This is a genomic window from Janthinobacterium sp. NKUCC06_STL, from assembly GCF_019345455.1.
GTDB classification, from domain to species: Bacteria; Pseudomonadota; Gammaproteobacteria; order Burkholderiales; family Burkholderiaceae_D; genus Janthinobacterium; species Janthinobacterium rivuli.
In genome coordinates this window covers 397,110-423,403 of sequence record NZ_JAHKQY010000001.1, presented here as the reverse complement: position 1 = coordinate 423,403, position 26,294 = coordinate 397,110, and the positions used below count along the sequence as shown (strand labels likewise).

The following is a 26,294-nucleotide window of genomic DNA, read 5'->3' as shown; positions in this document are numbered from 1 at the left end:
CACTGACGGGAGAGCACCATGCCGGAATCGACCAGCCGCATCGAAACCACCCATATCGACGAAGTCGGACGCACTGCGACGAGTTCGCTCCAGTGGCTGCTGGAAAACCGCAACCTGAAGGGAAAGGCCAGTCACCCGATCACGCACAACAACAAGCTGACGCTGTTCATTTGCGGACAGGAAGGGTTCGCCGACATCGCCGCCGAGATCGCCAGGGCGGAAGAGTCCATCGACCTGTGCTGCTGGGGCTTCGATCCGGGCATGGAACTGGTGCGCGGCAACAGCGCCACCTGGCCGCGTGGCGACACGTTTGGCGACTTGCTGATCGCCGCCTCACGGCGTCACGTCAGGGTGCGCCTGCTGATCTGGTATGACCGGCTCGGTTCGCCGATGGTGCACAATATGCCGGGCCATTCGCACGGCACCTCGCCCTGGAAAACCGGTGGACAGCGCGCCGACGACATCAGCGCCAGAGCCAGCCTGGCGATGTTGCAGGAGGCAGTCAGGAAAAAACTTGTTTTAAGCAGTGCTTTCAGGGGCGATATCGTCCGGCCCGAGGATATCCCGATGCTGGCGCGTGAAGAATATTGCCACAGCTGGTATGCGGCCGCGTTCCATGGCTTGTTGGAGGGCCTGGAGATTCGCTTGCGGCACGGCGACAGCGCCGCGATCAGCAAGAGTATCGCGACCGAAATCAACCAGCCGCGCGGCTTGACGATGGGGGAAATTGAAAAGCCCGGCATGCAATACCTGGGCACGCATCACCAGAAGCCGGTCCTGATCGATTTCTCCCACGAAAAGGGATCCAAGGCCGTCGGCTATGTAATGGGCCTGAACTCGGTGACCGATTATTGGGATACGACGGCCCATCTGCTCGACGACACGCGCCGCGAACAGGGCGGTGCCAACGAGCGGCGCGAGTGTTTGCAGGGAATGGCCGCGGACGGCGGGTTCGCCACGCTGAAACCGTACCAGGATTATGCCTGCCGCATCGACGGTGGCAAGGCATTGATCGCGCTGTACAACAATTTCGTGAAGGCATGGGACCGCGCGATCGACGACCGCACGCATCAGGCCGCCGGGGAATGCGTGAGTTGGTATTCGTCATGTAAAAACCCGCCGGCCCAGCTGTTGCGCGAGGCCGGGCCGGACGACTCCATCGTGCAGATCGTCCTGACCCAGCCCGAGGAGCAGGACAAGACGATCAAGGAAACCTACTTTCGCGCCGTGACCCAGGCCAGTCTGGCGGCCGGCTACCTGTATGTGGAAAATCAGTATTTCCAGTATGAAGAATGGGCCCGGCACTTGCTGGCCGAGCGCAAGAAGGTGGTCGCCGCCTGGAAGGCCGGCAGTGCCAAGGCGGGCAAGAGTCTTGAAGATATGCCGGTCATGCACGTATTCATCGTCATCCCCGTGCCAGAACGCGCGCAGATGGTGCCGCGCACCCACGACACGCTGGCGGCGCTGGGGCAGCACGCTGGCATGACGGGTCAAAACACCATGATCGACGACTACAACAAGCAGCCGAAAACCCGGCGTGTCAGAGGCGGATTCGGCATCACCAACGAGGTTGAAGTCAAGTTGCCCGATGTGGTGCGGCACTCCAACGGCATCAACAAACCCGGCGTGATGACGCTCGAGAGCGAATTCGGGCTGAAGGTCTCGGTGGCCATGCTCAATGTCAGCGCATTTGACAATGACCGCTGGCGTTACCGTGAAATCTACATCCATTCCAAATTGATGCTGGTCGACGACGTGTTCATGACCTTGGGCAGCGCCAACCTGAACCAGCGCAGCATGGCCGTCGACAGCGAAATCAATATCGCCACCATCGACCGCCGCGTGGCCCGCGATTTGCGCAAGCGGGTGTGGCGCATGCATAGCGGGGGATTGGTCGATGGCGGGGGCGGGACGAAGGCGGAGATTGTGGATGCTTACGGGAACTGGGTGAAATTAATGAATGAGAATCGCGAAAAAAAGATTTCTTATTCTGGAAATTCTACAGATAAAAAAATGACCGGTTTTTTGCTGCCATTGGAAGATAAACGCAGCTCCACGATACGTTTGGGGTGAGCATGAAAAAGTATAAAAATTTCCCCCTTTCCCTGCCTTTTTTTATCTTGGCAGTTTTCCTGATTTTCACTTTAGGTGCCTGCAAAATGTCAAACGACACGAAAGAAGTCCTGCCGCGCAACCAAAGCCTGCCACTTTTCAATCCGCATGTCGCGGATTTTATTTGTGAAACCGAGGCGAGCAAGGTGCCACCCATCGATGCGCAAGCGGAGGACTGGTTCCTCGAAGCGCGCGGCATGGAAGATCCTGAAATTTTCGTGGAAGACCGCGATTACAAAAAAATCGTCGATCTGACGCGTCAAGCGGCGCAGCGATTGCACTGGAAGGCGATGCTCAATCTGGCCAGCCTGTATGTGGAAGGGCGCGATCCTTTAAATGGTGAGGAAGAGGCGGTGCAACTGGTGGAAAAGGCGCTGCGGCTGGGCATACCGGCGGCGTATGACCGGATGGGAACCTATTATGCGAATGGCACGGGCGTCAACGGCGACATCACTCGCGCCTATGCGTTCTGGCAAAAGGCGGCACAGATGGGAAATCCGCAAGCGATGGAATTTTTGGCGGGTAAATTAAAAGTGGGACCGAGTAGTGAGGGCGCGGGTTATTGGTCCAATATTCCGGTAGCGACAAAGATGTTGGAATGCGCTTTTGGCCAAGGAAACGGTTTAGCAGCCTATCAATTGCATTTTTTGTATGTGTCTCCGCGTGCTGCCAGTGGAGAAATAAATGGACGGCGTAACGCTGAAACAAAAAATCGTGCATTAATGGTATTGCATGAAGGTGTTAAGTTTGGTTGTGAGGATTGTGCAAATGCCTTGGCAATTGAATTTGGTGCTCCTTTTGATCTTGCCGATATGCTGGCGCCATATGTGGATAAGGCTCGTGGAGAGCGATATCGTATGCTTAGTAACGCCCTCGGCTTCAACCCCAATCGCCGCTTCCCCAACCTCGATAAAATCTTGCCATTGCCACCGGCCGATCTGCCGCCGTGGGATGGTCAACGAAAGAGCCTGCTCGACGCTGCCATGGGCGTGCGCCCACCGCCAGCCACCCCGAAACCAAGCGCCGCCTCGCTGTTACAAAAGCCGTATTTCCTGGCAGCCGACTATGCGCTGCATCCCACCGGCTTGCACAGCGACGCGCCGACCGCGCCATTTTCCGCATATTGGCAACCGGCCCAAGGGCAGGGTTTGACGGAGCCGGCCCGGCTGTTCCGTAAAGGCGAAGAGTTCCGCCATTTCAGCGTGCTCGATGCCGCTGGCAAGACCCGTTACGGCCCAGTGACATGGGAACAGTGCCTGACGATACGGCACAACCAAGGGGCCGTGGAACCGCGCGCGGTGCACGGCTTGCTGCGCGAGGTGGCGCGGCCCGAGCCATGGTTGAGCTGTGCTTGCGACCAAGCCTGTCCGGTCAGCGGCGTCTGGCAACCGTGGGTAGCGGCCGACCATCCGCTGCAGGCGACCGTCAACCAGTACTGGCGCCAGGCGTGGCTGACCCAGGGCGCGCCGTTCCCGCGACCGCGCCGCGACTGGCTGCTCGATTTGCCAGACGGCGACGTGACGTGGCATTTGATGGATGCGTTCCCCCGTGTCCTGCGGGGTGGGGAACTGGCGCACCTCCTGGTGCTCGAACATCAGCCGGTAGGCCAGGCTAAGCACGTATAATTCCTCGCACTATCCACCGCTATTCTTTTTCGACAGGCCCCCATGCCCCAGACTCCCGATTTGCAGCCGGATTGGCAAACGTTTGAAACGGCCTACGACGTCGAAGCAACCTGGTTCAAGCTGGCCAGCGCCTCGCTGGCAGTGCTTGGCGCCTCTGCTTTCAAGGATCAGGCATTTTCAGCCTTTGCCTTCAACGCCGTATCGTTCCCGTCCCTTTCGCTGAGCTTTGACACCGATCCCGATAACAGAAAGCGTGGTGATTACCCGCCGGACTGGTCGAACGAGTGCATGGAAGTCGACGTGCCGGAAATCGGGCGATTATGGGAGGAGGGGCATGCAAGGATCGAAGCTGCGCTGCTCGAACTGGTCGACGCGGCCGATGACGGGCAGCTCGATGCCATCGAGGAAGGCTATCTGCACAGCCTCAGGAAAACCATGGTGCGCCTTGAAACGCACGGTGCTTTCGGGCAGATCAGGACCTGCGCGCGATTCTGGACCGTGGTCACGCAAGTCGATGCCGACACCGATGAAGAGGAGCGGCTGCTCGACCAGGTGCGGCTGGCGGCCGTGACAAGTCCGGCATGACGCGGCAATTGCGGGCAGGGGCAAAGGCAGGGTAGCCCCCGTCCCGCACATTGCTGGCCAGCCGGCTAAGCGGCGCCGGCGATTTGTCCCCGCAGCGCTGCCGTGCCGCGCACGCCGAGCATGCGCCACAGGCGCGCCGGCAGTGCGCTGATCGGTTCCAGCTGGGCCGGCACATCGATCCAGCACGCGTACAGCAGATGGCCGTTCACGCGCATCGGCGGCCCGGCGCGCTCGGTCGAAAAGCCGCCTTGCCGCAGCAGGCGCTCGATGCCGACGGGGGAGACGGAAATAATCCGGCGCGCGCCCAAGGTCGCCGCCGTGGCGATGGCCTTGCGCAGCAGGCGGAAGGTGTCTTCCAGGGTATTGCGGTTGTCGTGCAGGTCCATCGACGTGAAGCGGGACAATTCCCAGATCTCGTGATGGCGCGGCGGTGCCTGGCCGGCCATTAGCTGGGGAAATATTTCCCCCAGCAAATATTGGCGGTCGGTGGGCAAGAGCCGGGCACAGCCGTTGATGCGGCCCTCGCCATCGCGCGCGATGACATAGTAGGTATCGTCATGATCGAACTGGTCCGTCTCCCTGCCATCCTGCGATGGCAAATCCCATCCCAGGGTTTCCACAAACACTTTGTAGCGGTAGTGCTCCAATTCGGACTTCAAAATACTGCAAAGCGTATCGGATTTGGCTGAAAGGAGTTTCATGATTATTGACGGCTGTGACGGGATGGCTATTACAGTGTAATTGCGGCCGATACAAAACTGTAGGGAACCACAGGTAGCGGGGCTGATTTATGTTGCTGGCAGTGCGTTTTGGTGAGAATTTGAAGCAGACTTTGCTATACCATACGCCGACTTGCCGACGTGCCTTTTTATCATGCGCGATGAGTCCGCGGCAAATTCTCCCCCCTGACTAAGGACTTCTATGTTCGCTTACAACGCCCCAAAAACGCGTCTTCCGGCAGCAGAATGGAAACAAGGTGTGATCGAAAATCTGGCTGCTACCCGCACGCCGGATGACATATTCGAAGTGCTGGTGGGTGTGGCCGGCGACCTGGGATTCGATTATTGTGCCTATGGCCTGCAAGGCCGTCTGCCGATGTCCAGGCCCAAGGTGTTTACGGTGAATAATTACCCGAGTTCGTGGCAGCGCCGTTACTCCGAGCAGTCGTACATGCGTTCCGACCCGACCGTCAGCCGCGCCAACCGCTCCTTGCTGCCCATCCTGTGGGGCGGCGAAATGCTGGACGAGAATCGCGAGTTCTGGGAGGACGCCCACGCCCACGGCTTGCGCTACGGCTGGGGCCAATCGTCCTGCGACATGAGCGGCCAGGTTGGCCTGCTGAGTTTTTCCCGCTCTTGCAAACCCTTGACGGAGCGGGAAATCGACGTGCTCTCCTTGCGCGTGGCCTGGCTTGCCAATGTCGTGCATGAACATTTTGCCGACGCCATCGCCGTGCCGGCCAAGGATGCACCCAAAATCCAGCTGACCGAGCGCGAGGCGGAAGTGCTGCGCTGGTGCGCCGATGGCAAGACCTCGGCCGACATCAGCGAGATCCTGAACATTACCGAACGCACCGTGACCTTTCACATCAGCAACTCCCTGCAGAAGCTCGATACCGTCAACAAGACGGCCGCCGTCATCAAGGCGATGGCCTTGCGCCTGCTGTAACTGACGCTGGCTTCAAGGGGCGGCATCCGGCGGCGCGGCAAAAATCAGCGCAGCATTGGTGCCGCCAAAACCGAACGAATTCGACAGTACATGGCGGATCGGCCTGGCGTATGCCTTGCCGGCCACCAGATCGATGCCTTCGCATTCGGCGGCGCGGTTGTCCAGATTCAAGGTGGGCGGCACGATCTGGTCGCGCAAGGCCAGCACCGACAGGATGGCTTCCACGCTGCCGGAAGCGCCCAGCAGGTGGCCCATGGCCGATTTGGTCGAGGATACCGAGACGCCGCCGTGCAGATGGGCGCCGAACACGTGCTGCAAGGCGGCGATTTCCGCCAGGTCGCCGGCGGGGGTCGACGTCGCGTGCGCATTGATGTAGTCGATGGACTCGGGCGCCAGGCGGGCGCGCCGCAGCGCCGCCTGCATGGCGCGGGCCGCGCCGTTGCCGTCTTCCGGCGGCGCCACGGCATGGTAGGCGTCGCCCGACATGCCGTAACCGATCACTTCGGCGTACATCCGCGCGCCGCGCGCACGCGCGTGTTCGTACTCTTCCAGCACCATGACGCCGCTGCCTTCGCCCATCACGAAGCCGTCGCGGTCACGGTCCCAAGGCCGGGAGGCGCGCTCGGGCGCATCGTTGAACGCCGTGGAGAGGGCGCGGGCGGCGCAAAAGCCCGCCACGCCGAGCTCGCAGATCGTGCCTTCGGTGCCGCCGGCAACCATGACATCGGCATCGTCGAGCGCGATCATGCGCGCCGCATCGCCGATGGCGTGCGCGCCGGAGGCGCAGGCGGTGACGGTGGCGTGCGCCGGGCCGCGCAGATGGTGCTGGATGGCGATGTGTCCAGTTGCCAGGTTGATCAGGTTGGACGGGATGAAGAACGGCGACAGGCGCCGCTGGCTACCATTTTCCAGCGCCCTGGCCGCGCCTTCGATGCCGGGCAGGCCGCCGATGCCGGAACCGATCATGACGCCGCTGCGTTCCTGTTCCGCCAGCTCGGCCGGCGCCCAGCCGGCATCGCGCAGCGCTTCGGTGGCTGCGGCGATGGCGTAGACGATGAACGGATCCATTTTCTTCAGTTCCTTGCGTTCGACCCAGTCCTCGGGCCGAAAACCGCCTTCTTCCCCGGCCGCCGGCAACTGGCCCGCGATGCGCGCCGGCAGGTGAGCGGCGGGAAAGCGATCCAGCACGCCGATGCCGCTGTGGCCGGCCAGCAGCCGTTGCCAGGTGCGCTCGGCGCCCACGGCCAGCGGGGTCAGCATGCCGATGCCTGTAACGACCACGCGGCGCAGGCCGAGTGGATGGGGGAGGACGTAGGGGGACGAAGACATCGCAGTCCTTTCAGCAGGTTAATTCGGACAAAGCCGCAATGTATCAGCAATCCCTGGCCCGCCACCCCTGTAGGAAATGACAGGTGGCGCGCCGTTCACTTGGCGCCGCCCGCTTGCAGCTGGCGCTGGCGCGCGAGCAGCATGCACGCCACGCCAGCGAGCAAGACCAGCGCGGCCACCATGATCGGCAGCAAGGTCGACAGGGGCTGCAGGGCCGCCGTGATCAGCGGCGCGACACCCCAGGCCAGGGCATTGATCGAAGAGATCAAGCCCATCAGCTGTCCCTGGCGTTCCGTCAGCGTGCGGTTGGAAGCAATGCTGAGCAGGCAGACATAGGTCGTGGCGACGGCGATCGCCAGCGGGCCGGTCAGCAGCCATAGCACGGCAGGCGCATCGCCCAGGGCCACGGCAGCGACCAGCGGCGGCTGGATGGACAGGCTGATGGGCAGGATGCGCTCCAGCGCAAAGCGGCGGGTGGCCCAGGGTACGATAAACAGCATGGCAAGGGCAAAGCAGGTGGAGTAATACGCCAGCAGCTGGGCTTCCTGCCAGGCGTCAAAGCTGTAATGCAGCAGCGCAAACGCAGCCATGTAGTTGAAATACATGTAGTAGCCGAGTAGAAAGATGGCCAGCAGCAGCAAGGGATGGCGCAGCTCGGGACGGCACAGCATCTGCCACAGATTGCGCCACGGATGGGTGTTGTCGGTCGACAATGCGCGGGTATCCGTGTAGCACAGCAGGACAAGCACGGCGCTGGCCAGCGGCAGCAGCGCTGCCCAGAGATAGGGCAGCCAGAGCGCCGCGCCCTGCTGGTGCATGATGCCGCCCAGCAGCGGCCCGGCAACGAAGCCGATGCCGTTGGCGGCCGTCACCAGCGCGAGGTTGGCGGCCTTGCTGTCGGTCGTGCTCAGGTCGATGATGGCCGCTTGCGCCACCGGCAGGCTGGCGGCCGTGATGCCGGCCAGCGCCCGCCCGCAGCAGATCAGTACCAGGCTGCCTTGCCAGACGCCAAAGGCGGTCAGCGCCATGCCGCCGGCGTTGCCGAGCAAGCACAGCAGAAGTACGGGCTTGCGGCCCTTGCGGTCCGACAGGGCGCCCAGCCAGGGCGAGCCGAGGCACATCATCAGCGGATAGATGGCCAGCAGCAGGCCGTAGACGGCCGAGCGGAAGGCCGGCCCCTGGCTGGCGTCGAACAGTGGCGACGCATCGCCCAGCAGCAGCGGGGTCAGGGTCGGATAGACGATGCCGATGCCGGCGGCATCGGCGAAAATGGTACTGAACAGGGCGAGATAAACCAGTCTGGATTTCATCATGAACTCATCAAAAATGGGCCGGGGCGCAGCTGCACCCCGGCCGGCAAGGCGTTAATCGGTTGCCTGGGCCAGGCGGCGCAGGCTGCTGACGGCAAAGTTGTGCAGTGTGGCGGCGTCGCGTACCTCGCGCAGTTCGAGTTGCGCCAGTTCGCGCAGGAACTCGTCATTGGCGACCTGCCGCGACGCCGCCTGCGCGGGCTGCGGCTCGCCCAGGTCGGCATACAGCGGCAGCAGGCGGAAGAAGGGATCGTCTTCCGCCGTCTCCTGCCTGCTGCGCTCGACCCAGCGCGCGGCAGGCGTGGCCTGCAGCGTGGGGCGCAGGGCCGCGGCGAGCGCGTCGAACGCCAAGGGCCCGAGGCTGAGGTTGCGTACCCCCGGCGCCGTGCACAACTTGCTGCGCCTTGCCACGTAACTGGCCACCAGCGCCGTGGGCAGCAGCGTGACAGGCATCGGCAGATCCGGGTAGGCATCCATCTGCAGGCATTTGACGGCCAGCGCGACAAAGTGGTTTTGCGTATACAGGCGCGTGTCGCTGTCGTCGAACATCAGGGGCAGGCGGTACACCGTGGCCGGATAGCCCAGTGCCATCGCCTGCGTCACTTGCAGCTCGGCCGCCAGCTTGGACTGCTCGTAGCCGGAAGCGATTGCTTCCAGGCTGGAGGCGGCCAGCGGCGCTTCCGGCAAGTCGGCCAGCTCGGTGAACTGGGTCGACATATGATGCACGTGCGCGGCGCCGGCCTGCGCTGCGAACAGCAGCACATTGCGGGTGGCGCCGACGTTGCCGTCGCGCATGGAGCCATAGTCGGCGGCGTGATTCACGTGCGCCGCCGCGTGGATCACCTGGCCGACGCTGGCGCGGCAGGCGGCATAGTCGGCGGCCGACATGCCCAGCGACGGCAAGGCCAGGTCGGCCTGCAGCACGCTCAGCCGTTGCGAAGGCAATTCCGCATGGAACAGGCGGCGATAGCGGGCCGCCAGGCGTGCCATGCCGTCGTCGCCACGCAGCGGCAGGACGATGCTGGCCGAACTTTCGTTCAGCAGCGCGTGCAGCAGATGCATGCCGAGGTGGCCGCTGGCGCCGGTCAGCATCACGGCCTTGCCCGGCGTCGCGCCGGCGGGGAACGGCGGCAGATCGCCCATGCGTTCCAGGTCGGCCGCGTAGGCGCGCCGGGGCGGTGCCGTATCCTCGGCCGCATCGGCCGCCAGCAAGCCGTTGATGGTGGGATTGCTGACGAAACGGCCGAACTGGATGCGCAGTCCCAGCGTGCGTTCCACGGCCAGCACCATGCGCGTGAGCACCAGCGAATCGCCGCCCAGCTGGAAAAAGTTCTCGTCGACATCCACCACCGGCACTTGCAGCAATTCCTGCCACAGCGCACAGATGCGCTGCTGCAGCGGCGTCAGGGCCGCCGCCGTGGCGGGCAGGCGCTGCTCCCGCTGCTGTGCCAGCCGCTGCGTCAACAGGGCGCTCAGTGCCGCGCGGTCGACCTTGCCGCTGCTGTTGAGCGGGAAGGCGTCGAACTGGAACAGCTGCGATGGCAGCATGTACTCGGGCAGCCGCTGGCGCAGCCGTTGCAGCAGCGCGGCATCGGCTTGCGTGCGGGCGATCACGGCCGCCATGATCTGGCGTGTCGTCGCACCGGGCTGGCCGATTTCCATCACCAGCGCGCACGCATGCTGGACGCCGGGCTGCGCCAGCAGAGCATGCTCGATCTCGCCCAGTTCGATCAGCTGGCCGCGCAGCTTGACGCGGAAATCATTGCGGCCGATGTAGTCCAGTTCGCCCTCGGCGGTCCATCTGACGATGTCGCCCGTGCGGTAGATGCGCCGCTGCGGCGTCTGCTGCGGATTGCCGTAGAACGGATCGGGCTGGCGCACCGTGCCGATGTAGCCGCGCGCGACCCCGCTGTCGCCCAGGTACAGTTCACCTGCCACGCCAGCCGGCACCGGCCGTCCCAGCTTGTCCAGCACCCAGCAATTGACACCGGGACAGGGTTTGCCGATGAGTGCGCCGCTGCCGTGCGGCAAGGCGCGGCAGGCATGGAAGGTGGCGTAGATGGTGGCTTCAGTCGGGCCATACAGGTTGTGCAGCACCGTTGCCGTGCCCGAGGCCAGCCATTGTTCCACCACGGGCCGCATCAGCGCCTCGCCCACGGAGATGACGTGGCGCAGGCTGTGGCAGGCAGCCAGCTCGGTGACCAGCAGGTTGAGCAGCGACGGTACCGTGCTCATCATCGTCACGCCGTGCGCCTGGCAGGCTGCCACGTGCGCGCTGCCAGCGGCGCCATGCGGCAGCAGCACCACGGTGCCGCCGCAGATCAGCGGCAGGCAGTACTCCGGGACGGAAATGTCGAACGTCAGCACCGTGCCTTGCAGGAACTTGTCGCCGGGGCCAAAGCTGAAATATTCCGCCATCCACGCCAGGCGCTCGCTCAGGCCCGCATGCTCGACCAGCACGCCCTTGGGCATGCCGGTACTGCCGGAGGTGTACAGCACATACGCCAGGTCGCCGCCGCCGTCCGCATACGGGCTGTTCGGCTCCAGCCGTTCGGCCGGCGGCACCACGACCGCCTGCCGCACCTGCACCGACAGCGCTTGCCCGAGGACGATTTCCAGCACGCCCAGTTGCGCCTGCGCCCGCAGCAGCGCCTGCATCTCCGTGCCGGGGCGTTCGCCAGCCGTTAGCAGCAAGGCGCAGCGCGCCGTCTGCAGCATGTACAGCGAGCGTTGCGGCGGATGCTGCAGGTCCAGTGCGACATAGGCGGCACCGCATTGCCACAGCGCCAGAATCGCGATCACCGATTCCGGGCAGGCCGCGCGCGGCATCATCAGGCCGACCGTGTGCTCCTTGCCGATGCCCAGCGCCGCCAGTTGCGAGGCCAGTTGCTGGACATGGTGCCGCAATTGCGCATAGCTGAGGCTATGCGCGTCCCATTCCAGCGCCACGGCCGTGGGATGGCGTTCGGCCTGCAGCAGGAATTGCTGGTATACCGGCAATGCCCGCGTGCCGACCGGTGTGGCGGCGGCGAGCGGCGCCGTGCCTGGGCCCTGGCCGCCCAGCAGGTAGTGCTGTTCGGCAGCCGACAGCATCGACAGGTGCGCCACGGCGTCGTCGCTGCCGGCCGCCAGCTGCGCCAGCAGCGCCGCATAGTGCGCCGCCATGCGCGCCATGGCGGGCTGGCTGAAGGCGCTGCAGCGGAACTTCAGCAGCATGTCCCAATGCCCCTGGTATTGCGTGATCCAGAGGCTCAGGTCGAACTGCGCCAGCTGTTGCGGGATCGTCAGCGGCGTCAGTCTGGCGGCGCCTGCCTCCAGATGCATTTCCGTGGCGTCGAAGAAATTGAAATAGCTTTGCAGGGGATCGTGGCCCTGCACGGCCGCCTTCAGCCGTTCGTCGCGCATCAGCTGGGCCAGCGGAATATCCTGGAAGTCGAGCAGGTCGAACAGGGCGCCCGAGACGCTGCGTTCCAGCGCCGTGCTGTTGCCGTTTTCGTCGATGTCGAGCACCAGCGGCAGCACGTTGACGAAGTGGCCGACCGTGTGGCGCCAGCGTTGCTGGGTGCGGCCGTTGAACGCCACGCCGGTGAGCACGCGCTGCTGGCCGCTGTAGCGCGCCAGCAGCAGCAGCCAGGCCGCCAGGCAGACGCTGGCGCGGCGGCTGGCGGGCAGGGCGCGCAGCCGCTGCATCGCTTCGGCGGACAGGGGGATCGCCACGCTGTCGCCGGCGGCGGACGGCGCCGGCGTGCGCTCATACGGCAAATCGAGACGCAGCAGGCTGCCGTCTTGCGCCAGCAGCTGTGGCGCGATGTGGTCTGCCGCCCGTGCCACGGCGTCGGCGCCGAGCTGGCGCTGGCTGGCGGCAAAGTCGCGGTACTGCGCCACCGGTCCGGGGCTGTCGGCCGGCGGCAGTCCGCACAGGGCGCCGGCGAGTTGCTGGCCGACGTAAAACATGGCGCTGGCGTCCATCAGCACATGGTTGGAACTCAGTACCAGGTAGCCGGTGCCGTCGTGCGCGCGCAGTAGCGTCACGCGCGTGGCAAAGCTGTCGTGCAGCGAAGGAGACATCGCCAGCATGTCGGCGATGTGCGCCAGCGCCGCCGCCTCATCCTGCACCGGCTGCTGCCGGATGGCGTTGGCGGCCTGGACCGTGGCGGGCGCATGCACCACATAGGCGGGACCCGTCTCCTGGTCGTCGCCATCGACGGTCGCGCGCAGCAATTCGTGCGCGGCGATCAGTGCCTCCCAACGGGCCTGCAGGGCCGCCATGTCCAGGCCGGTGCCGTCGATGCGCCAGCCGATGGCGCATTGATAGGCGTTGCCCGCATCCTGGCGCTGCTGTTCATACCACAGCGAAAACTGCCCGGGCGACAGGGGAATGCGCGGCGTGGCCGGCCCGGCGTCCGGGACGGTCTCGGGGGCCTGCGCGGCTGCCGCCGGCTGCAGGCCGGCCAGGCGTTGCCGCAGTTCCGCCAGCGTGCCGCCCGCCAGCAGCAGCGCCACGGGGATGCTATGGCCCAGCTGGCTTTGCAGTTCGCTGCGAATGCGGATCAGGCCCACCGAATCAAGGCCCAGCTGTTCCAGCGTGGCCTGCTCGTCGAGCGTGCTTGCGGCATGTCCTGTTTCGCTGGCGATCAGCTGGGCCAGCAGGTCGCCGTCCGCGTTCGTGCCGGCGCTGGCGCATGGCTGCTCCTGGCCTGCCGTGGCGGCGGGCGCCAGCGCGTACACGGCGTAATGGCCGTCGCGTTCCGGGCCGGCCAGCAGCGCGGCGAGCGTGGCGCAGCCGCGTGCCGGCGCCATCGGTGCCAGCTGGCGCAGCGCGCGCGAACGTTTGCCCTGCGCCAGGCCGCGCATCATGCCCGCGCCGTCCCACGGTCCCCAGTCGATCACGGTGGCGGGCAGGCCATCGTGCCGGCGTTGCGCCGCCAGCAGCTGCAATCCGGCATTCGCGGCCGAATAAGCGAGCTGGCCTGGCGATTCCAGCAGCGCGGCCAGCGACGAGAACAGGACAAAATAGTCGAGTTCCGCATGCCGCGCGGCGTGCCGGTGCAGCAGCCATGCGCCGCCAAGCTTGGCGCCGAGCACTTGCTGCAATTGCGCCGCGTCGATGTCGCCGATGGGGCGGTCATCCAGGCTGCCGGCCAGGTGGAACAGGCCGTGCATGGGCGCGCCGCACGCTTCCAGCGCGGCGCTGGCCGACGCCGTATCGTTCAGGTCCGCCAGCAGCAGTTGCAGCGCCACGCCCTGCGTGGCCAGTTGCGCGAGCCAGGCCTGTTGTTCCTCCGTTGGCGCCGCGCGGGTGACGAGGACGAGGCTGCGGCAGCCAGCATGGCGCACCAGGTGCTCGGCCAGGTGGCGGCCTATGCCGCCGAAAACGCCGCTGATCCAGTAGGTGCCGTCGGCGCGGCAGCAAGGCTGATCCGGCGCCGTGGGCTGTGCCACGCGCAGCGTGCGCCGTTGCGCCAGGATGCCGGCGCGCAGCCGCCACAGGCTGGCGGCGATGCCGCCGTCGGCCAGTCCCGCCGGCTGCGCCCGCACGGCGCAGGCCGCGGCGGCGATGGCTGCGCCATCGGCGTCGCTGTCCAGCCAACTGACGTCAAGCGCCGGCAGTTCGCTGCGCAAATTCGTTGCCAGCGCTTGCGCCAAGGCGCGGCGGGTGTGCGCGGCCTCGCCATCGGCGTGCGCGGCCACGTCGGCCAGGCATAGCTGCAAAGGCTGGCCAGGCTGCCGGTCCAGCAGCACTTGCAGCGTTTCGCGCCAGTTGCGTACCCAGTGCGCCAGTGCGGCCGCATCCGCCGGCTGCGGGTGGGCCGGGTCGAGCAATACCAGGATGGTGCGCAGCGGTGCCGTGGCCGATTCCGCGCCATGCAGCTTGCCGTCGGCGTCCCACAGCGCATGGCGGGTATGCACGTCCGCCTCCGCCAGCCATTGCACGCATGCCGCCGGCAAGCTGCTGTTGGCAGCCGCTGCCAGCAGCCATTGCTCGCCGGCGGCGGGCCGGGCCGGAAAGCCTGCGGGCGCCGTGTACGCCACCCAGTCGACCGCGTGCAGCGGCAGGGCGGCAGGCATGGCCGCGGCGCCCAGGGCCGCGCAGCTCACTTCGCTCAAGACGCCGATGCAGCGGCCCTGTCCGGAATACAGCCGCAGTTCGCCATCGAGGAAACCGGCGGGCGCCGGCCGCAGCACGGCCCGGCAAAGGATGCTGGCGTTCCAGGCGGCGCTGGCGTCGAACCAGGCGCTGCCCACCGACACCGGCACGTAGGCCTGCTGCGGGTCGCCGGCGCAGATGCCCAGGGTATGCAGGCAGTTGTCGAGCAGGGCCGCATGCCACAGCGGCAGGCTGGCCGTGGGCGCCTCCGGCGGCAGGATGCGTCCCCACAGTTCGCTTTCCGATACCCGGTGGCTGGCCTGCACCCGCTGGAACAGGGGGCCATAGCTGACGCCGCGGGCACGGTAATGGTCATAGAAGGGCGCGGCATCGTCCCACTGCGCCGCCGCTCCCGGGGCGTCCGCGTTGTCGGGTTGTGGCATTGCGTTCCAGCCGGCGCGCACTTCGGCGTGCAGCGCCCGCGCATGGCCGGGCGCGCTGTAGCGCAGCTGATACGACTGCCGTGTATCCGGGCCGCCGATGTCCACCGTCAGCGCGGCAGGGGCGTCGGCCGCCAGCGCCAGCGGCTGATGGATCAGCAGGTCGCGCAGTGTCAATTGCTGCGCAGCGGCACCCGCCGCCTGCGGCAGCCAGCGCTGCGCCAGGCTGAAGGCGCTGGACAGGTAGTACATGCCGGGCAGGACGGCGGCGCCATCGATGACGTGCTGCTGCAGCCAGCTGTCGCCGGCCTGCGGGTCGAGGTTCAGTTCATGGCGTATCGCCAGCGCCGCGACGGGCGGCACTGGCACCATGGCGGCGCTGCCCAGGGCCGGCAGGCTGGTTTGCCACGACGCCGGCTGGACGTGCTCGCGCTGGAACGGGTACAGCGGCAGTCCGGCTGGCACGGGGCGTTCTGCCTGGACGGCGAATTGCCGCATCGCCTGGCGTGGATCGAGCGCGCCATGTTCGCTCAGGCTGCCCAGCGCGCGCAGCACGGTGGGCACGTCGTCGTGACGCATGTCCAGGCTGGGCAGGCAGACGATGGCGCGGCCGGCCAGGCGCGCGGCGCTGGCCGTCAATGGGGTCAGCACGGCGCGCGGGCCGATTTCCAGCACTAGGTCCGGCCCGTCCGCCAGCAGGCGGGCAATGGCGTCGGCAAAATTGACGGGCGTCTGAATCTGCTCGCTCCAGTAGCGCAGCTGATCGACGCCTTGCTCCAGCGCGGCCGGGTCGTCGCTGTCGACCGAGCTATAAAAGCGCACGGCGGCGGCCGGTGCGCGCAGCGCCGGCGCGATCGCCGCGCAGGCGGCGGCGAATTGCGCGGCGGCCGGCGCCATCAGCGGCGTGTGGAAAGCGCCCCGCGTGGCCAGCGGCGTGCAAACCAGGCCGGCGTCCGCGGCGGCCTGGGACAGTTGCGCGAGCGCCGTGGCGCGGCCCGCCACCACCACCGATTGCGCACTATTGCGCACGGCGATCCAGAGCGCCGGTTCGTCGGCGCAGATGCGCGCCAGCAGTGGCGCCAGCTGCTGCGGCGTGGCGGCCACGGCCAGCATGGCCGAGTCGCTGGCGGCGCAGGCCGCTTCCATGGCGTCGGCCCTGGCCAGCAGCATGCGCACGGCCACGTCGAAGTCCATCACGCCGGCCACGCAGGCAGCGGCGTATTCGCCAACGCTGTGGCCCAGCACCGCCACCGGCCGCAAGCCCAGCGCGCGCCAGAATTCGGCCAGCGTATATTCGATCAGGAAGAGCGACAGCTGGGCGCTGCGTTGACGCTCGCGTCCGCTCGGCTGGCGCAGCTCGGCGTCGCCGGTAAACAGTGCGTCGAGGATGTGCGTATCCTCGCCCGCCAGAAGGTCGAGGCGGGCGGCCAGCGGCTCCAGCAGCGAGCGGAACAGGGTATTTTGCTGGTACAGCTGGCGCGCCATGTTGGTGTACTGGCTGCCCTGGCCGGTAAATACCAGTGCGACCCGTGCCGAGGCCGGCCGGGGGCGCAAGGGCGTGTCCAGGCGCCGGAGCAGTTGCGCTGCCAGCTCGGATGCGTTGTTGCCCGCGACTGACAGCCGGGCCTGGTTCCACTGTTGCCGCTGGAACAGCGCAGCGTGGCAGACGGCCGCGGCGGCGGGCACGTCCGGCTGCGCCAGCCAGCCGGCATAGTCTTGCGCCAGGGCCTGCAGTGCCCCGCTGCTGCGGGCCGACAGCTGCAGCAGCTGCGGACCGTTGGCCGCGACCTCCGGCCCCGCCAGCGGCGCGTCGGCCGCTTCGCCCAGCAGCACGTGGGCATTGCTGCCGCTCATGCCGAAGGAGCTGACGCCGCCGATGCGGCGGCTGTCGCCGGGCCAGGCCAGCGCTTGCGCGGGCAGCACCGCCTGCGGCAGGGCGCTGGCGACGGCCGCATCGATATCGTGCGCAAAGCAGTGCGGCGCGATGCGGCGCCGATGCAGGCTCAGCGCCATCTTGATGATGCCGGCAATGCCGGCGGCCCCCTCGCAGTGGGCGATGTTGGCCTTGGCGGCGCCGAGGAACAGCGGCGTGTCGCGCCGGCCGAATACCTCGCCCAGCGCGTCCAGTTCGATACGGTCGCCCAGCGCGGTGCCGGTGCCGTGGGTTTCAATGTGCGACACCTGTGCCGGCGTCAGGCCGGCGCTGTGCAGCGCCTGTTCCATCAGGCGGCGCTGGGCGCTTTTCGATGGCGCGGTGATGCCGTTGCTGCGGCCATCGCTGTTGATGGCGCTGCCGAGCACGTGGGCGTACGCGCGCATGCCGCGCGCCGCCGCGTCGGCGGCCGGCAGCAGCACGATGGCGCCGACGCCTTCGCCGCGCGAGAAACCGTCGGCATGGCGGGTGAAGGGCTTGCAGCGGCCGTCGGCCGCCAGCATGCCGGCAGCGGCGAGGTCGGCGCTGTAGTCGTGCGCCAGGATCAGCGACACGCCCGCCACGATGGCCATGCCGCAGCGCCCTTCGCGCAGCGCTGAAACGGCCTGGTGCAGCGCCACCAGCGACGACGAGCAGGCCGTGTCGACCACCAGGCTGGGGCCTTCCAGGCCGAAATGGTAGGACAGCCGGCCGGCCGCCATGCTGCCCAGCGCACCGCGGCTGAGGTAGCCGTTGTAGTCGCCGCTGGCAGCCATGCGCCGGCCGAAATCGCTGGTGCTGACGCCGACAAACACCCCGCACGGATTGCCGCGCAGCGCCGCCGGATCGAGGCCGGCATCCTCGAGCGCGTGGTAGGCGCATTCGAGCAGCAGGCGGTGCTGCGGATCCATGTAGGCGGCCTCCTTGGGCGCGATGCCGAAGCAGCCGGCGTCGAACATCCATGGCGAGCGTTGCAGATAGCCGCCATGGCGGGCGGCGGCGGCCAGGCCGTCGCGGGTGGCGCTGTCGAAGCGCTCGGCCGGCAAGGCGCTGGTGGCGTCGATGCCGTGCATCAGCACATGTTCGAAACCGGCCAGGGTATCGGCCTGGCCGGGCAGTTCGCAAGCCATGCCGACGATGGCGATGTCGCTCGGCGAGGGGAGATTAGTGGCATTCATGGTCTGATCCTTGATGGGAGGAAGTCGCGTTCGCCGGCAGCGCCTGCAGCACGCGCTGGGCCGAGCGCAGCGCGCCTTCGAAAAAGCCCTGGAAGTCGGAATAGGCCTCGCCGCAGATATGCACCTGCGGCGCGCGGCCGTCGTCGCCGAGGGCGAATGCGGCCAGGGTGCGCATCACCTGTTCCGAATCGCGTCCGGGTTTCCAGAAATGCACACCGGCGCCGAACGGCGCCGCGCTCCAGTCGCACAAGCCCCATTCGAGCAGTTGCGGCTCGTCGTCGCGGCCAAAGGTCTGCTGCAAGGTGCGCACCAGGGCCTGCCGCAGGCGCTCGTCGCTGCTGTGCACCGGCCGGCCCTTGTGCGGGAAGCGCGCGCCTGGCGTGTCGGTCAGGTTGGCCCAGTAGTGGCACCAGGGGTCGTCGTTGTAGAACATCGCCAGGCCGTAGGCTTCGGGCTGCTCGGGATGCGATTCGAAATGGGCGGCGCGGGTGGTGGCGCCTTCGCCGCTGCCGGGCGGGGTGCCGGGCGCCCACCAGGGATCGGCCATCACGCACGAGGCCCAGACGATGGGGAAGCACAGCACGGCGTCCAGGCTGGCCTGCACCGGCGCGGGCAGCGACGGCGCCAGCGCTTCCAGGGCGCTGCGCGGCAGGGCCAGGATCAGGCGCCGCGTGCGCAGCGTCACGCGTTCGCCGTCATGCAGCAACTGCAGATCGAGTGCGCCATCGGCGCGTTCGCCAAAGGCCAGCAACTGGTGGCGCACGTGGATCTCGACGCCGGCCGCGCGCACGGCCTGTTCGGCGGCGTCGATCAGCTCCTGCATGCCGCCCTGCGGAATGTACGAGGGGCGCTGCATCAGGCGCATGTCGAGCAGCTGGCAGATCCAGTCGGCGGCGTTGGGATTCTGGTTCTTGAAATTGTAGAACGCGCCTTTTTCGCGGGTGAATTCGACGGCTTCATGGCTCAGCACCTCGCTCAGCACGTTCCACATGCCCTGCTGGTACAGCGGGCGTCCGCCAAACTGCGCCAGGCGCCGGAAGCTGGCCTTTTCCGCGGCGCGGGCCGGACGTTCCAGATGGTCGCTGGCCAGCGGCCATTGCGTGCCGATGACCTGCGCGATGCCGTGCCACAGCAGCGCCCAGGCGACGTCGCCGCCGGCGGCCTGCTCGGCCACGGCCCGTTCGGCCGGCGTCAGGCGCGTCAGGTCGGGCCGGATCGCCGAGCAGGCTTCATGCGAGGTGATGGCGCTGGTGGCGATGCCCAGTTGCTGCACAAACTGGTCCATCAAAGGCTGCAGGTCCGGTTCGATGCGCACGGCGCCGAATTCGGCGCGGAACTGGCCGCTCAACATGGGTTCGGTCTGCACGCGGCCACCGACCGCCTCCAGCGCCTCGAACAGCTGGATGCGCAATTGCGGCGCGCTGCGCTTGAGCCGCAGCGCCAGATACAGGCCGCTGATGCCGCCGCCGATGATGCAAATATCGCTGCTGGTTTGCATGCTCATCCTTATGCCCCGGCGTGGGCCAGGGATTCGGCGCCGCTGTCCTGCCGCGCGGCGATGGCTTGCGCCAGCAGTTCCAGCGTGAAGAATTCAAACAGTTCCTCGGCACGCAGGCGCACGCCGAAGTCCGTGCTCACGCGCAGCGCATACACTTGCACGCCGAGCGAATCGAGTCCCAGTTCGGCAAACGGCAGGTCGTGCTCCAGCGCGGCGCCAGGCATGCCCAGGGTGTCGGCCAGGGCCGCCGCCAGCCGCTCTATGCAGGCGCCCGCCTGCGCGGAGTCGCGCGCGGCGTGCGGCAGGGGCGCCGCCACGTTGTCGCTGGCGAACATCGCCTGCAAGGCTTTGCGGTCCGCCTTGCCGCTCAGTGCCTGGCGCGGGATTTCGCGTAGCGGGAGGTATTGCCTGGGCAACCAGGCGGGCGGCAGGGCGCGGGCGGCGTGGGCGGCAAGGCGCTCGAGCCAGCGGGCGTCGTCGGCGGCGCCCGCGCCAGGCACCAGCGCCGCCACCAGGCGTGTGCCCGCCAGCAGGGCGGTGACGTCGTCCAGCAGGCCGGAATCGAGCAGCGTGGCCTCGATTTCCGCCAGTTCGACGCGCTGGCCGTTGACCTTGACCTGGTCATCGACGCGGCCGATGCAATGCAGTTCGCCGTCGGCGTCGACGCGGCAGACGTCGCCGGTCAGGTAGAGGCGCTGGTACAGCAGCGGCGCTTCCGGCTCCGGCAGCGGATTGGCGATGAATTTGCGCGCCGTTTCGGCCGCATCGTTGACATAGCCGTTGGCCAGCGCGGCGCCACTGATGCACAGCTCGCCTTCGAGGAAGGGACTGAGCCGATGCACCCGGCCTTCCCCGTCGCGCAGGTAAAAGCGCGTGTGCGGCACCGGCTCGCCTATCGGCAGCGAATCGGCGGGCTGGCCGTCGTAGCGCCAGGCGCTGGCCATGATGGTCGCTTCCGTGGGACCGTAGACGTTGTAGATGCCGGCCGCCGGCAGCAGCGCGCTGGCGCGTGCCGCCAGCGCCGGCCGGAAGACCTCGCCGCCGACGCACATCGCGCGCATCGAGGTGCAGCGTTCCACGCCCGGCGTTTGCAGGATCAGGGTGAGCATGGTGGGCACCGTGGTCATGTGGGTCGCCTGGTGGCGCTCGATGGCGTCGACGATGCGGTCGCCGTCGATGTTGCGCTCGCCGCCGAGGAAGGCGATGCGGGCCCCGACCATCAGCGGGGCCATCAATTCATGCATCGATGGATCGAAGCACGGATGTATGCTTTGCAGCCAGCAGTCGCCGGCCGTGACGTTCAGGTAGCGCACGATCCAGCTGAAATGGTTGTAGGCGGCGGCGTGCGAGACGGCGACGCCCTTGGGCTGGCCCGTCGAGCCGGAGGTGAAGATGATGTACAGCGGCGCCGTCACCGGCACCAGCGGCGCCATGTCGGCGTCGGACAGGTCGCGGGCAGCGAGCTCGGCTTGCGCGCACGGCAGCACGTTCAGCGTGGTCTCGGCCGCCATGCGGCGCTCGCTCAGCGCCGTCAGCAGCAGGCGCACGCCGGCCTGATGCGCGATGCGCTGCAGGCGCTCGGTGGGGCATTCGATATCCACGGGCACGTACACGGCGCCGCACTTGGCCAGCGCCAGCAACAGCAGCGAACGGCTTGGCTCATGCGCGCTGCAGACGGCGACACTGTCCATCGGCCGCACCTGATGCACCGTTTGCAGCAGCCGCGCCAGGCGGTTGGCGCGTGCATTGAGTTCGCCATACGACACGCTGCCGGCGGCCGAGCACAGGGCTGGCAGCGCGGGTGTCAGGCGGGCCTGGCGCTCGACCAGCCGATGGGGATATTCAGGAGTGTAGGGAGTGGTCATGGTTGGATTCTCGGTGCGTTTGTATCAGTTGGGCCAGGCTGCCGGCATGGGGCTCGGCCAGCATGGAAAAATGGTTGCCTGGCACTTCGATGCCGGGCTGGCGGTGCGCCATGGCCGCCGCGTTCCAGCTGGCGATGAAAGGCTGGCGGGCATGCAGGCGCAGGCAGCTGGCGCCGTCGGCGCCGCCCGGCGTCGGCCGGTAGCGCTGCAGCAGGGCCAGGCAGGCGTGGCGGTTGCTTAACACTTCGTCGATGCGGCCCTTGGGCATGCGCTGCGCGATGCGCGCGGCCAGTTCATCGGTATCCATGTGTCCTGTGACCTGCTGCTCGGTCATCTCGGGATGCAGGGCCAGATACAGGGTCAGCATTTCGTTGCCGGCGTCGCTCTGTCGGTCGCGCGCGGCCATGGCCAGCGACGGATCCAGCAGCACCACCTGGTCGACCTGCTTGCCGACGCTGCGCAATATCGTCGCCATTTCGGCAGCGACGATGGCGCCGAAGGAATGGCCGCCGATACGGTAGGCCGCCGCGGGCGGGCCGCTCAGCATGCGTCTGACGTAGTGCGCCGCCAGGGCCTGTATGCTTGGCTGGCGGCGCCCGGCCTGGCGCAGGTTGAACGCGAACACGCGGCAATCCAGGCGGGCGGCAAGGGCGGCGAAGGGCGCCGCGCTGCCATCGGCGCCATGCACCAGGTACAGCGCCGGCTGCGGCGTGGCGGCCGGCGGCAGGCCCAGCGCGCGCGACAGTTCGACCAGCGATTCGGCCTCCAGCGTCTGCGCCAGGGTGGCGGCGGCCTGTTGCCAGGCCTGTTGCAGCGCCTCTCCGCCGGGCGCGCCGCGGATGCTCCAGTCGTCGGATGGCATCGGATCGCACGGCGCCAGTATCACGCTGCGCTGGGGCGTGCGCACTTCGATCCTGGCCAGCGTCAATGCCTGCGCGGGGCGGCCGGGGGCGCTGCCCGCCGCCGGCGCTTCGCAGGCGTCCAGCAGTTGCCGCAGCCAGGCCGAGGCGTCGTCACCGGCCGGCGTCAAGGGCAGTCCCGTCCAGTGCAGCAATATTTGCGTGCGTTGTCCGTAGATGTGCTGGCAGGCGTGCAGCAGGGCCGCCAGCAGGCTGAGTTGCACCGGCAGGCCGTACAGCCGCGCCATGTGCTGACGCAGTTGTTGCAGGGTGTCGCGTGAAGATGGAGGACTCATGCGGGGATCCAGTGTAGTAGGGGCGGTTGGAGCGGGCCATTGGACTACAGATGGGTTCCCCGTATAACTGGAGGAAATGACAGTTTCGGCGCAGGGGAGAGATTTCTATACTTGTCCGCGATTCGCCCGCCGGCTGCTGCCTGCAGCCCTGACCTTGTCGCCCTATGAGGAATTTAATGGAAACCCCAACCGTCTCCGCCACGCAAGCCATTCTGGACGATGTGCGCGCGTATTTGCAGAGCAAAAGTAATTTGCCGGTCACCGAGGAACACGCCACCACCAAGCTGCTGGCCAAATCCTTTGACGAAGAGGAAATCCGCCATCGCCGTGCCGCATTCGCCACGAACGGCGAGATCGACTGTACTGCCGTGCTGGCCAACTACGAGTTATTGCACGGCATTAAGTACCTGGACCGCCTGATCAACAATAGCGGCCATGCAGTGCCAGCCCGCGCGGCCATCGCCATCTTCCGTGGCGCCGAGATTTGCCTGAATAATCTGGTGGTGCTGGCGCGCCGCATCACGGACGACGTCAAGCGCGGCCACATCGCCGACGCGTCGCTGAAGATCGGCTGGGCCAATCGTTTCCACGAAACCCTGTACAGCCTGTCCCAGTTGCTGGTGCAGGTGGACCAGGGCGGCCAGCAGGGCGACAGCATCAGCATCCGCGATTCGGCCGTCTTCCAGGATTATCTGGTGCAGGCCGCGCGCATGCACGCCATCCTGCGGGCCGAGGCCACCGAGCAGTACAGCGATCTGGGCGACAAGGATCTCGACGATCCGCAGCGTTTTGTCTTCTTCCACAGCTTCGTCAACAGCAATTACGAGTCGATCTGGCTCAGCGCGATGGAGCAGGTGCGCCTGCCCGGCGTGCGGCGCGAGGCGGGCGAGGACGCTGGCCTGTTCTATCAGCGCCTGATTCAAAATGATGAAGTGCGCGAAGCGGTCAACTGCGTCGACCTCAAGGATCCGACCTGCCTGATGCAATTTCGCGCCTATCACCAGATCAGCGAAGTGCTGGTGGGCCTGGTCAATGAAGTGTCCAGCGAGATCATCGTTGCCTTGCTGGGCAACGAGCAAGCCACGTTCGGCACGCATGCGCGCTCGCTGGCGCTGTGCAGCAAGCTGCTGCAAGTGGTGACCGACAACATCCGTCCCATCGTCCGCACGCTCAGCCCGAAAGCGTATTTCGCCATCCGCCCGGCGCTCGGCATCACCAGCGGCTCGCATTCGCACAACTTGCGCAAGGGCTTGTTCCTGACGATTTATCCGTCGCTGGTCAAAGCCCTGCGCCTGCAACTGGCGGCGATGGATGAACAGCTGGCAGGCGATGACGAGCGGCTGCAGCAGATCGTGCTGGCGTTGCTGCAGCAGCACGGCGACCCGCGCGCCGACATACTGCGCCAGGTGGTGTATATGCATCAATACGTGCGCACCTGGCGCGACGAGCACATGCAGTTCGTCAAGACGCAGATCGGCGTCAGCCCCGAGGACATGACGCCTACCGCGTCGATTTCGGGCGCCGAGAACGCCGCGGTGACGGCCAACGGTTTCCGCCAGGCGCACAAGAACGATCCGATTGCGCCGCTGTACCAGGCCCTGCTCGGCAAGCTGCCCGTGCCGCCGCTGCCTATCGTGCAAAAGGGCGGTTTCGACGAATACATGGCGCATTTCACCGCCAATGCGGTCAAGGAAATGTATGCCGACGTGCAGGATCGCGCCCAGCGCAAACGTCCGGCCAGGATGGCCAGTTGAGCCGCCCGCTCGTCGTGGTGAGTGGCGCCGGTTCCGGGATCGGCGCGGCGGTGGCGCGGCAGTTCAGCGCCGCCGGCCATCCGCTGCTGCTGATCGGCCGCCGCAAGGCGGCACTGGAGGCGCTGGACTTGCCGCAGTCCATCTGTGCCGCGCTGGACGTGGCCGATGCGCAGGCAGTCCAGGAAGCCGTGCGCCAGGCGGAGCAGCGCCATGGCACCGTCGACTGCCTGGTCAACAGCGCGGGCATCATGCGGCTGGCCGCGGCCGCCGGGCAGGACGCGGCGGAGTTTGCCGAGATGCTCAATACCAATGTCGTCGGCAGCGTCAACCTGGTTCAGAGTGTGTTGCCAGGCATGCTGCGCCAGCGGCGCGGCACGGTCTTCAATGTCAGCTCGATTGCCGGCCGTCAGGCGTTTCCCATGCATGCCGGCTATTGCGCTTCCAAATTTGCCGTCCACGGCTATACGGCGGCGCTGGGGCTGGACATGGCTGAGCACAACATCCGCGTCAGCACCGTCTCGCCCGGCGTGGTCGATACGCCCCTGTTGCGCAGCACGACCTCGGCGCCCGCCCGCGCCATGTTCGAGGAGTGGCTGGGCACGCTCGACTCCCTGCTGGCTCCGGAAGATGTGGCCGGCATCATCGCGTTTGCCTACCAGCTGCCGCAGAGCGTGTGCATGCGCGAAATATTCGTCACGTCCACGTCGCAGGGATCCTAGCCAGGAATCACACCCATCCGCGCCAGCCGCAGTGCGTGATGACGGTGTGCGCATCGAGCAAGTCGTAATCTACGGAAAACCGGGCGCTGGCGTGCAGGCGCGGCGACAGCGTCTGGTTGATCCGAAACGTCAGGGTGCGCCTGGCCTCGTCGAATGCGGTCAGTGTCACGGCGGTAAAGTCGAAATAGTAGCCGACCGTGGGAAAGGCGGCCTTGAAAAAACTTTCCTTGGCGGAAAACACCACCGTCATCAAAAACTCCAGGGCGTTCACACTGTTGAGCTGATGCAGCAGGGCAAGCTCGGGCAGGCCGATCGCCGTGCTCAGCAAGGCTTCGCGCATCTCCACACCGACCACCGCTTCAATGTCGATGCCGATGGCTTCGTGCCACTGCGCCGGCAAGGCCACCGCAGCGGCATAGCCGCCGCCGTGGCTGATGCTGCCGACCACGCCGGCTGGCCACAAGGGCTGGCGCGAGGCGCCGGTGCCGATCTGCGCGTCGGCGATGCCGAGGCGCGCCAGCGCGGCGCGCGCTGCCAGCCGGCCGAAAAAATACTCCGCTTGCCGTTTTGGCACGCTGCGCGCGATGGCGGCGGGCAGGGCGATGTCATGCGCATGGAAGGCGGCGCTCTGGAATGGATAGGGCTGGAAATGCAGGACGGTGATCTGCAGCGCAGGCGCCATGCCGTCCTCTGCCTGGTGGATGAATGGCAGGGGCAGGGGGGGCAGCCCTTGCCGCTGCGCTTCATCGCTGGCCGGCAAGCGCCCGGACAGCATGTCAACGCTTGCTTCTGCACGCTTCATCGTCGCCGTTCTATACATTGAGATGGGCATAGATTACCCGATTCCTGCCATCGTGCAATGTTTTGCTCACGATGGACGACACGCTTGCTGCAGCGCGTCGCTGGCAGTGCTGGGCGCCTCCCCCTTCAAGGGTCAGGCATTGTCAGCCTTTGCCTTCAACGCCGGTCCCTTTCGCTGAGCTTTGACACGAACGCGTGCATGGAAGCCGACGTGC

General features: G+C 66.7%; 14 protein-coding genes. 6 read left to right on the top strand and 8 right to left on the bottom strand.

Annotated features, from left to right (window positions below; genetic code table 11):
- Positions 1–18: 18 nt before the first annotated feature.
- Genes KO539_RS01950 through KO539_RS01940 form a run of 3 tightly spaced genes read left to right on the top strand, consistent with a single transcriptional unit; the run spans position 19 to position 4,322 of the window.
- Entirely contained in the window at positions 19–2,073 is a 2,055-nt protein-coding gene (locus KO539_RS01950) for a phosphatidylserine/phosphatidylglycerophosphate/cardiolipin synthase family protein (protein ID WP_219307080.1), read from the top strand.
- Between the two features lie 2 nt (positions 2,074–2,075).
- Complete coding sequence (locus KO539_RS01945) at positions 2,076–3,737, top strand: tetratricopeptide repeat protein (RefSeq protein ID WP_219307078.1); 1,662 nt, start codon at positions 2,076–2,078, stop codon at positions 3,735–3,737.
- A gap of 42 nt (positions 3,738–3,779) precedes the next feature.
- Positions 3,780–4,322: a hypothetical protein gene (locus KO539_RS01940; protein ID WP_219307076.1), complete on the top strand. Its 543-nt coding sequence runs from the start codon at positions 3,780–3,782 to the stop codon at positions 4,320–4,322.
- 65 nt (positions 4,323–4,387) lie between these two features.
- Here the strand turns inward: KO539_RS01940 and KO539_RS01935 are convergent, their stop codons facing one another.
- Positions 4,388–4,981 carry an acyl-homoserine-lactone synthase gene (locus KO539_RS01935; protein ID WP_225241929.1) on the bottom strand — a complete coding sequence of 198 codons (594 nt, stop codon included), beginning with the start codon at positions 4,979–4,981 and terminating at the stop codon, positions 4,388–4,390.
- Positions 4,982–5,300: 319 nt separating this feature from the next.
- On the opposite strand from KO539_RS01935, the gene KO539_RS01930 reads away from it, so the two are divergent.
- Positions 5,301–5,990, top strand: coding sequence for a LuxR family transcriptional regulator (locus KO539_RS01930; RefSeq protein ID WP_158299994.1), 690 nt, complete (start codon positions 5,301–5,303; stop codon positions 5,988–5,990).
- Positions 5,991–6,002: 12 nt separating this feature from the next.
- Here KO539_RS01930 and fabF read toward each other — a convergent pair whose 3' ends face one another.
- The 6 genes from fabF to KO539_RS01900 all read right to left on the bottom strand — a co-directional run bounded on the left by fabF (position 6,003) and on the right by KO539_RS01900 (position 22,805).
- Complete coding sequence (fabF, locus tag KO539_RS01925) at positions 6,003–7,319, bottom strand: beta-ketoacyl-ACP synthase II (RefSeq protein WP_219307074.1); 1,317 nt, start codon at positions 7,317–7,319, stop codon at positions 6,003–6,005.
- Between the two features lie 95 nt (positions 7,320–7,414).
- Positions 7,415–8,632: an MFS transporter gene (locus tag KO539_RS01920; protein ID WP_081922513.1), complete on the bottom strand. Its 1,218-nt coding sequence runs from the start codon at positions 8,630–8,632 to the stop codon at positions 7,415–7,417.
- A gap of 51 nt (positions 8,633–8,683) precedes the next feature.
- Entirely contained in the window at positions 8,684–18,247 is a 9,564-nt protein-coding gene (locus KO539_RS01915; protein WP_219307072.1) for a non-ribosomal peptide synthetase/type I polyketide synthase, read from the bottom strand.
- Positions 18,234–19,745, bottom strand: coding sequence for an FAD-dependent oxidoreductase (locus KO539_RS01910; RefSeq protein WP_219307070.1), 1,512 nt, complete (start codon positions 19,743–19,745; stop codon positions 18,234–18,236). The genes KO539_RS01915 and KO539_RS01910 overlap by 14 nt, the downstream gene beginning before the upstream one ends.
- An 8-nt stretch (positions 19,746–19,753) precedes the next feature.
- Positions 19,754–21,610, bottom strand: a complete 1,857-nt coding sequence (locus KO539_RS01905; protein WP_219307069.1) for a non-ribosomal peptide synthetase — start codon at positions 21,608–21,610, stop codon at positions 19,754–19,756.
- Positions 21,588–22,805, bottom strand: a complete 1,218-nt coding sequence (locus tag KO539_RS01900; RefSeq protein ID WP_219307068.1) for an alpha/beta fold hydrolase — start codon at positions 22,803–22,805, stop codon at positions 21,588–21,590. The genes KO539_RS01905 and KO539_RS01900 overlap by 23 nt, the downstream gene beginning before the upstream one ends.
- Before the next feature lie 176 nt (positions 22,806–22,981).
- On the opposite strand from KO539_RS01900, the gene KO539_RS01895 reads away from it, so the two are divergent.
- Positions 22,982–24,559 (top strand): hypothetical protein, encoded by a 1,578-nt coding sequence (locus KO539_RS01895; protein WP_219307067.1) that lies wholly within the window; start codon positions 22,982–22,984, stop codon positions 24,557–24,559.
- Positions 24,556–25,278, top strand: coding sequence for an SDR family oxidoreductase (locus tag KO539_RS01890; protein WP_219307066.1), 723 nt, complete (start codon positions 24,556–24,558; stop codon positions 25,276–25,278). Before KO539_RS01895 ends, KO539_RS01890 begins: the two co-directional genes overlap by 4 nt.
- Positions 25,279–25,285: 7 nt before the next feature.
- Here KO539_RS01890 and KO539_RS01885 read toward each other — a convergent pair whose 3' ends face one another.
- A complete protein-coding gene (locus KO539_RS01885) occupies positions 25,286–26,080 on the bottom strand; it encodes a 4'-phosphopantetheinyl transferase (protein WP_219307065.1) in 795 nt (264 codons plus the stop codon).
- Positions 26,081–26,294: the final 214 nt, after the last annotated feature.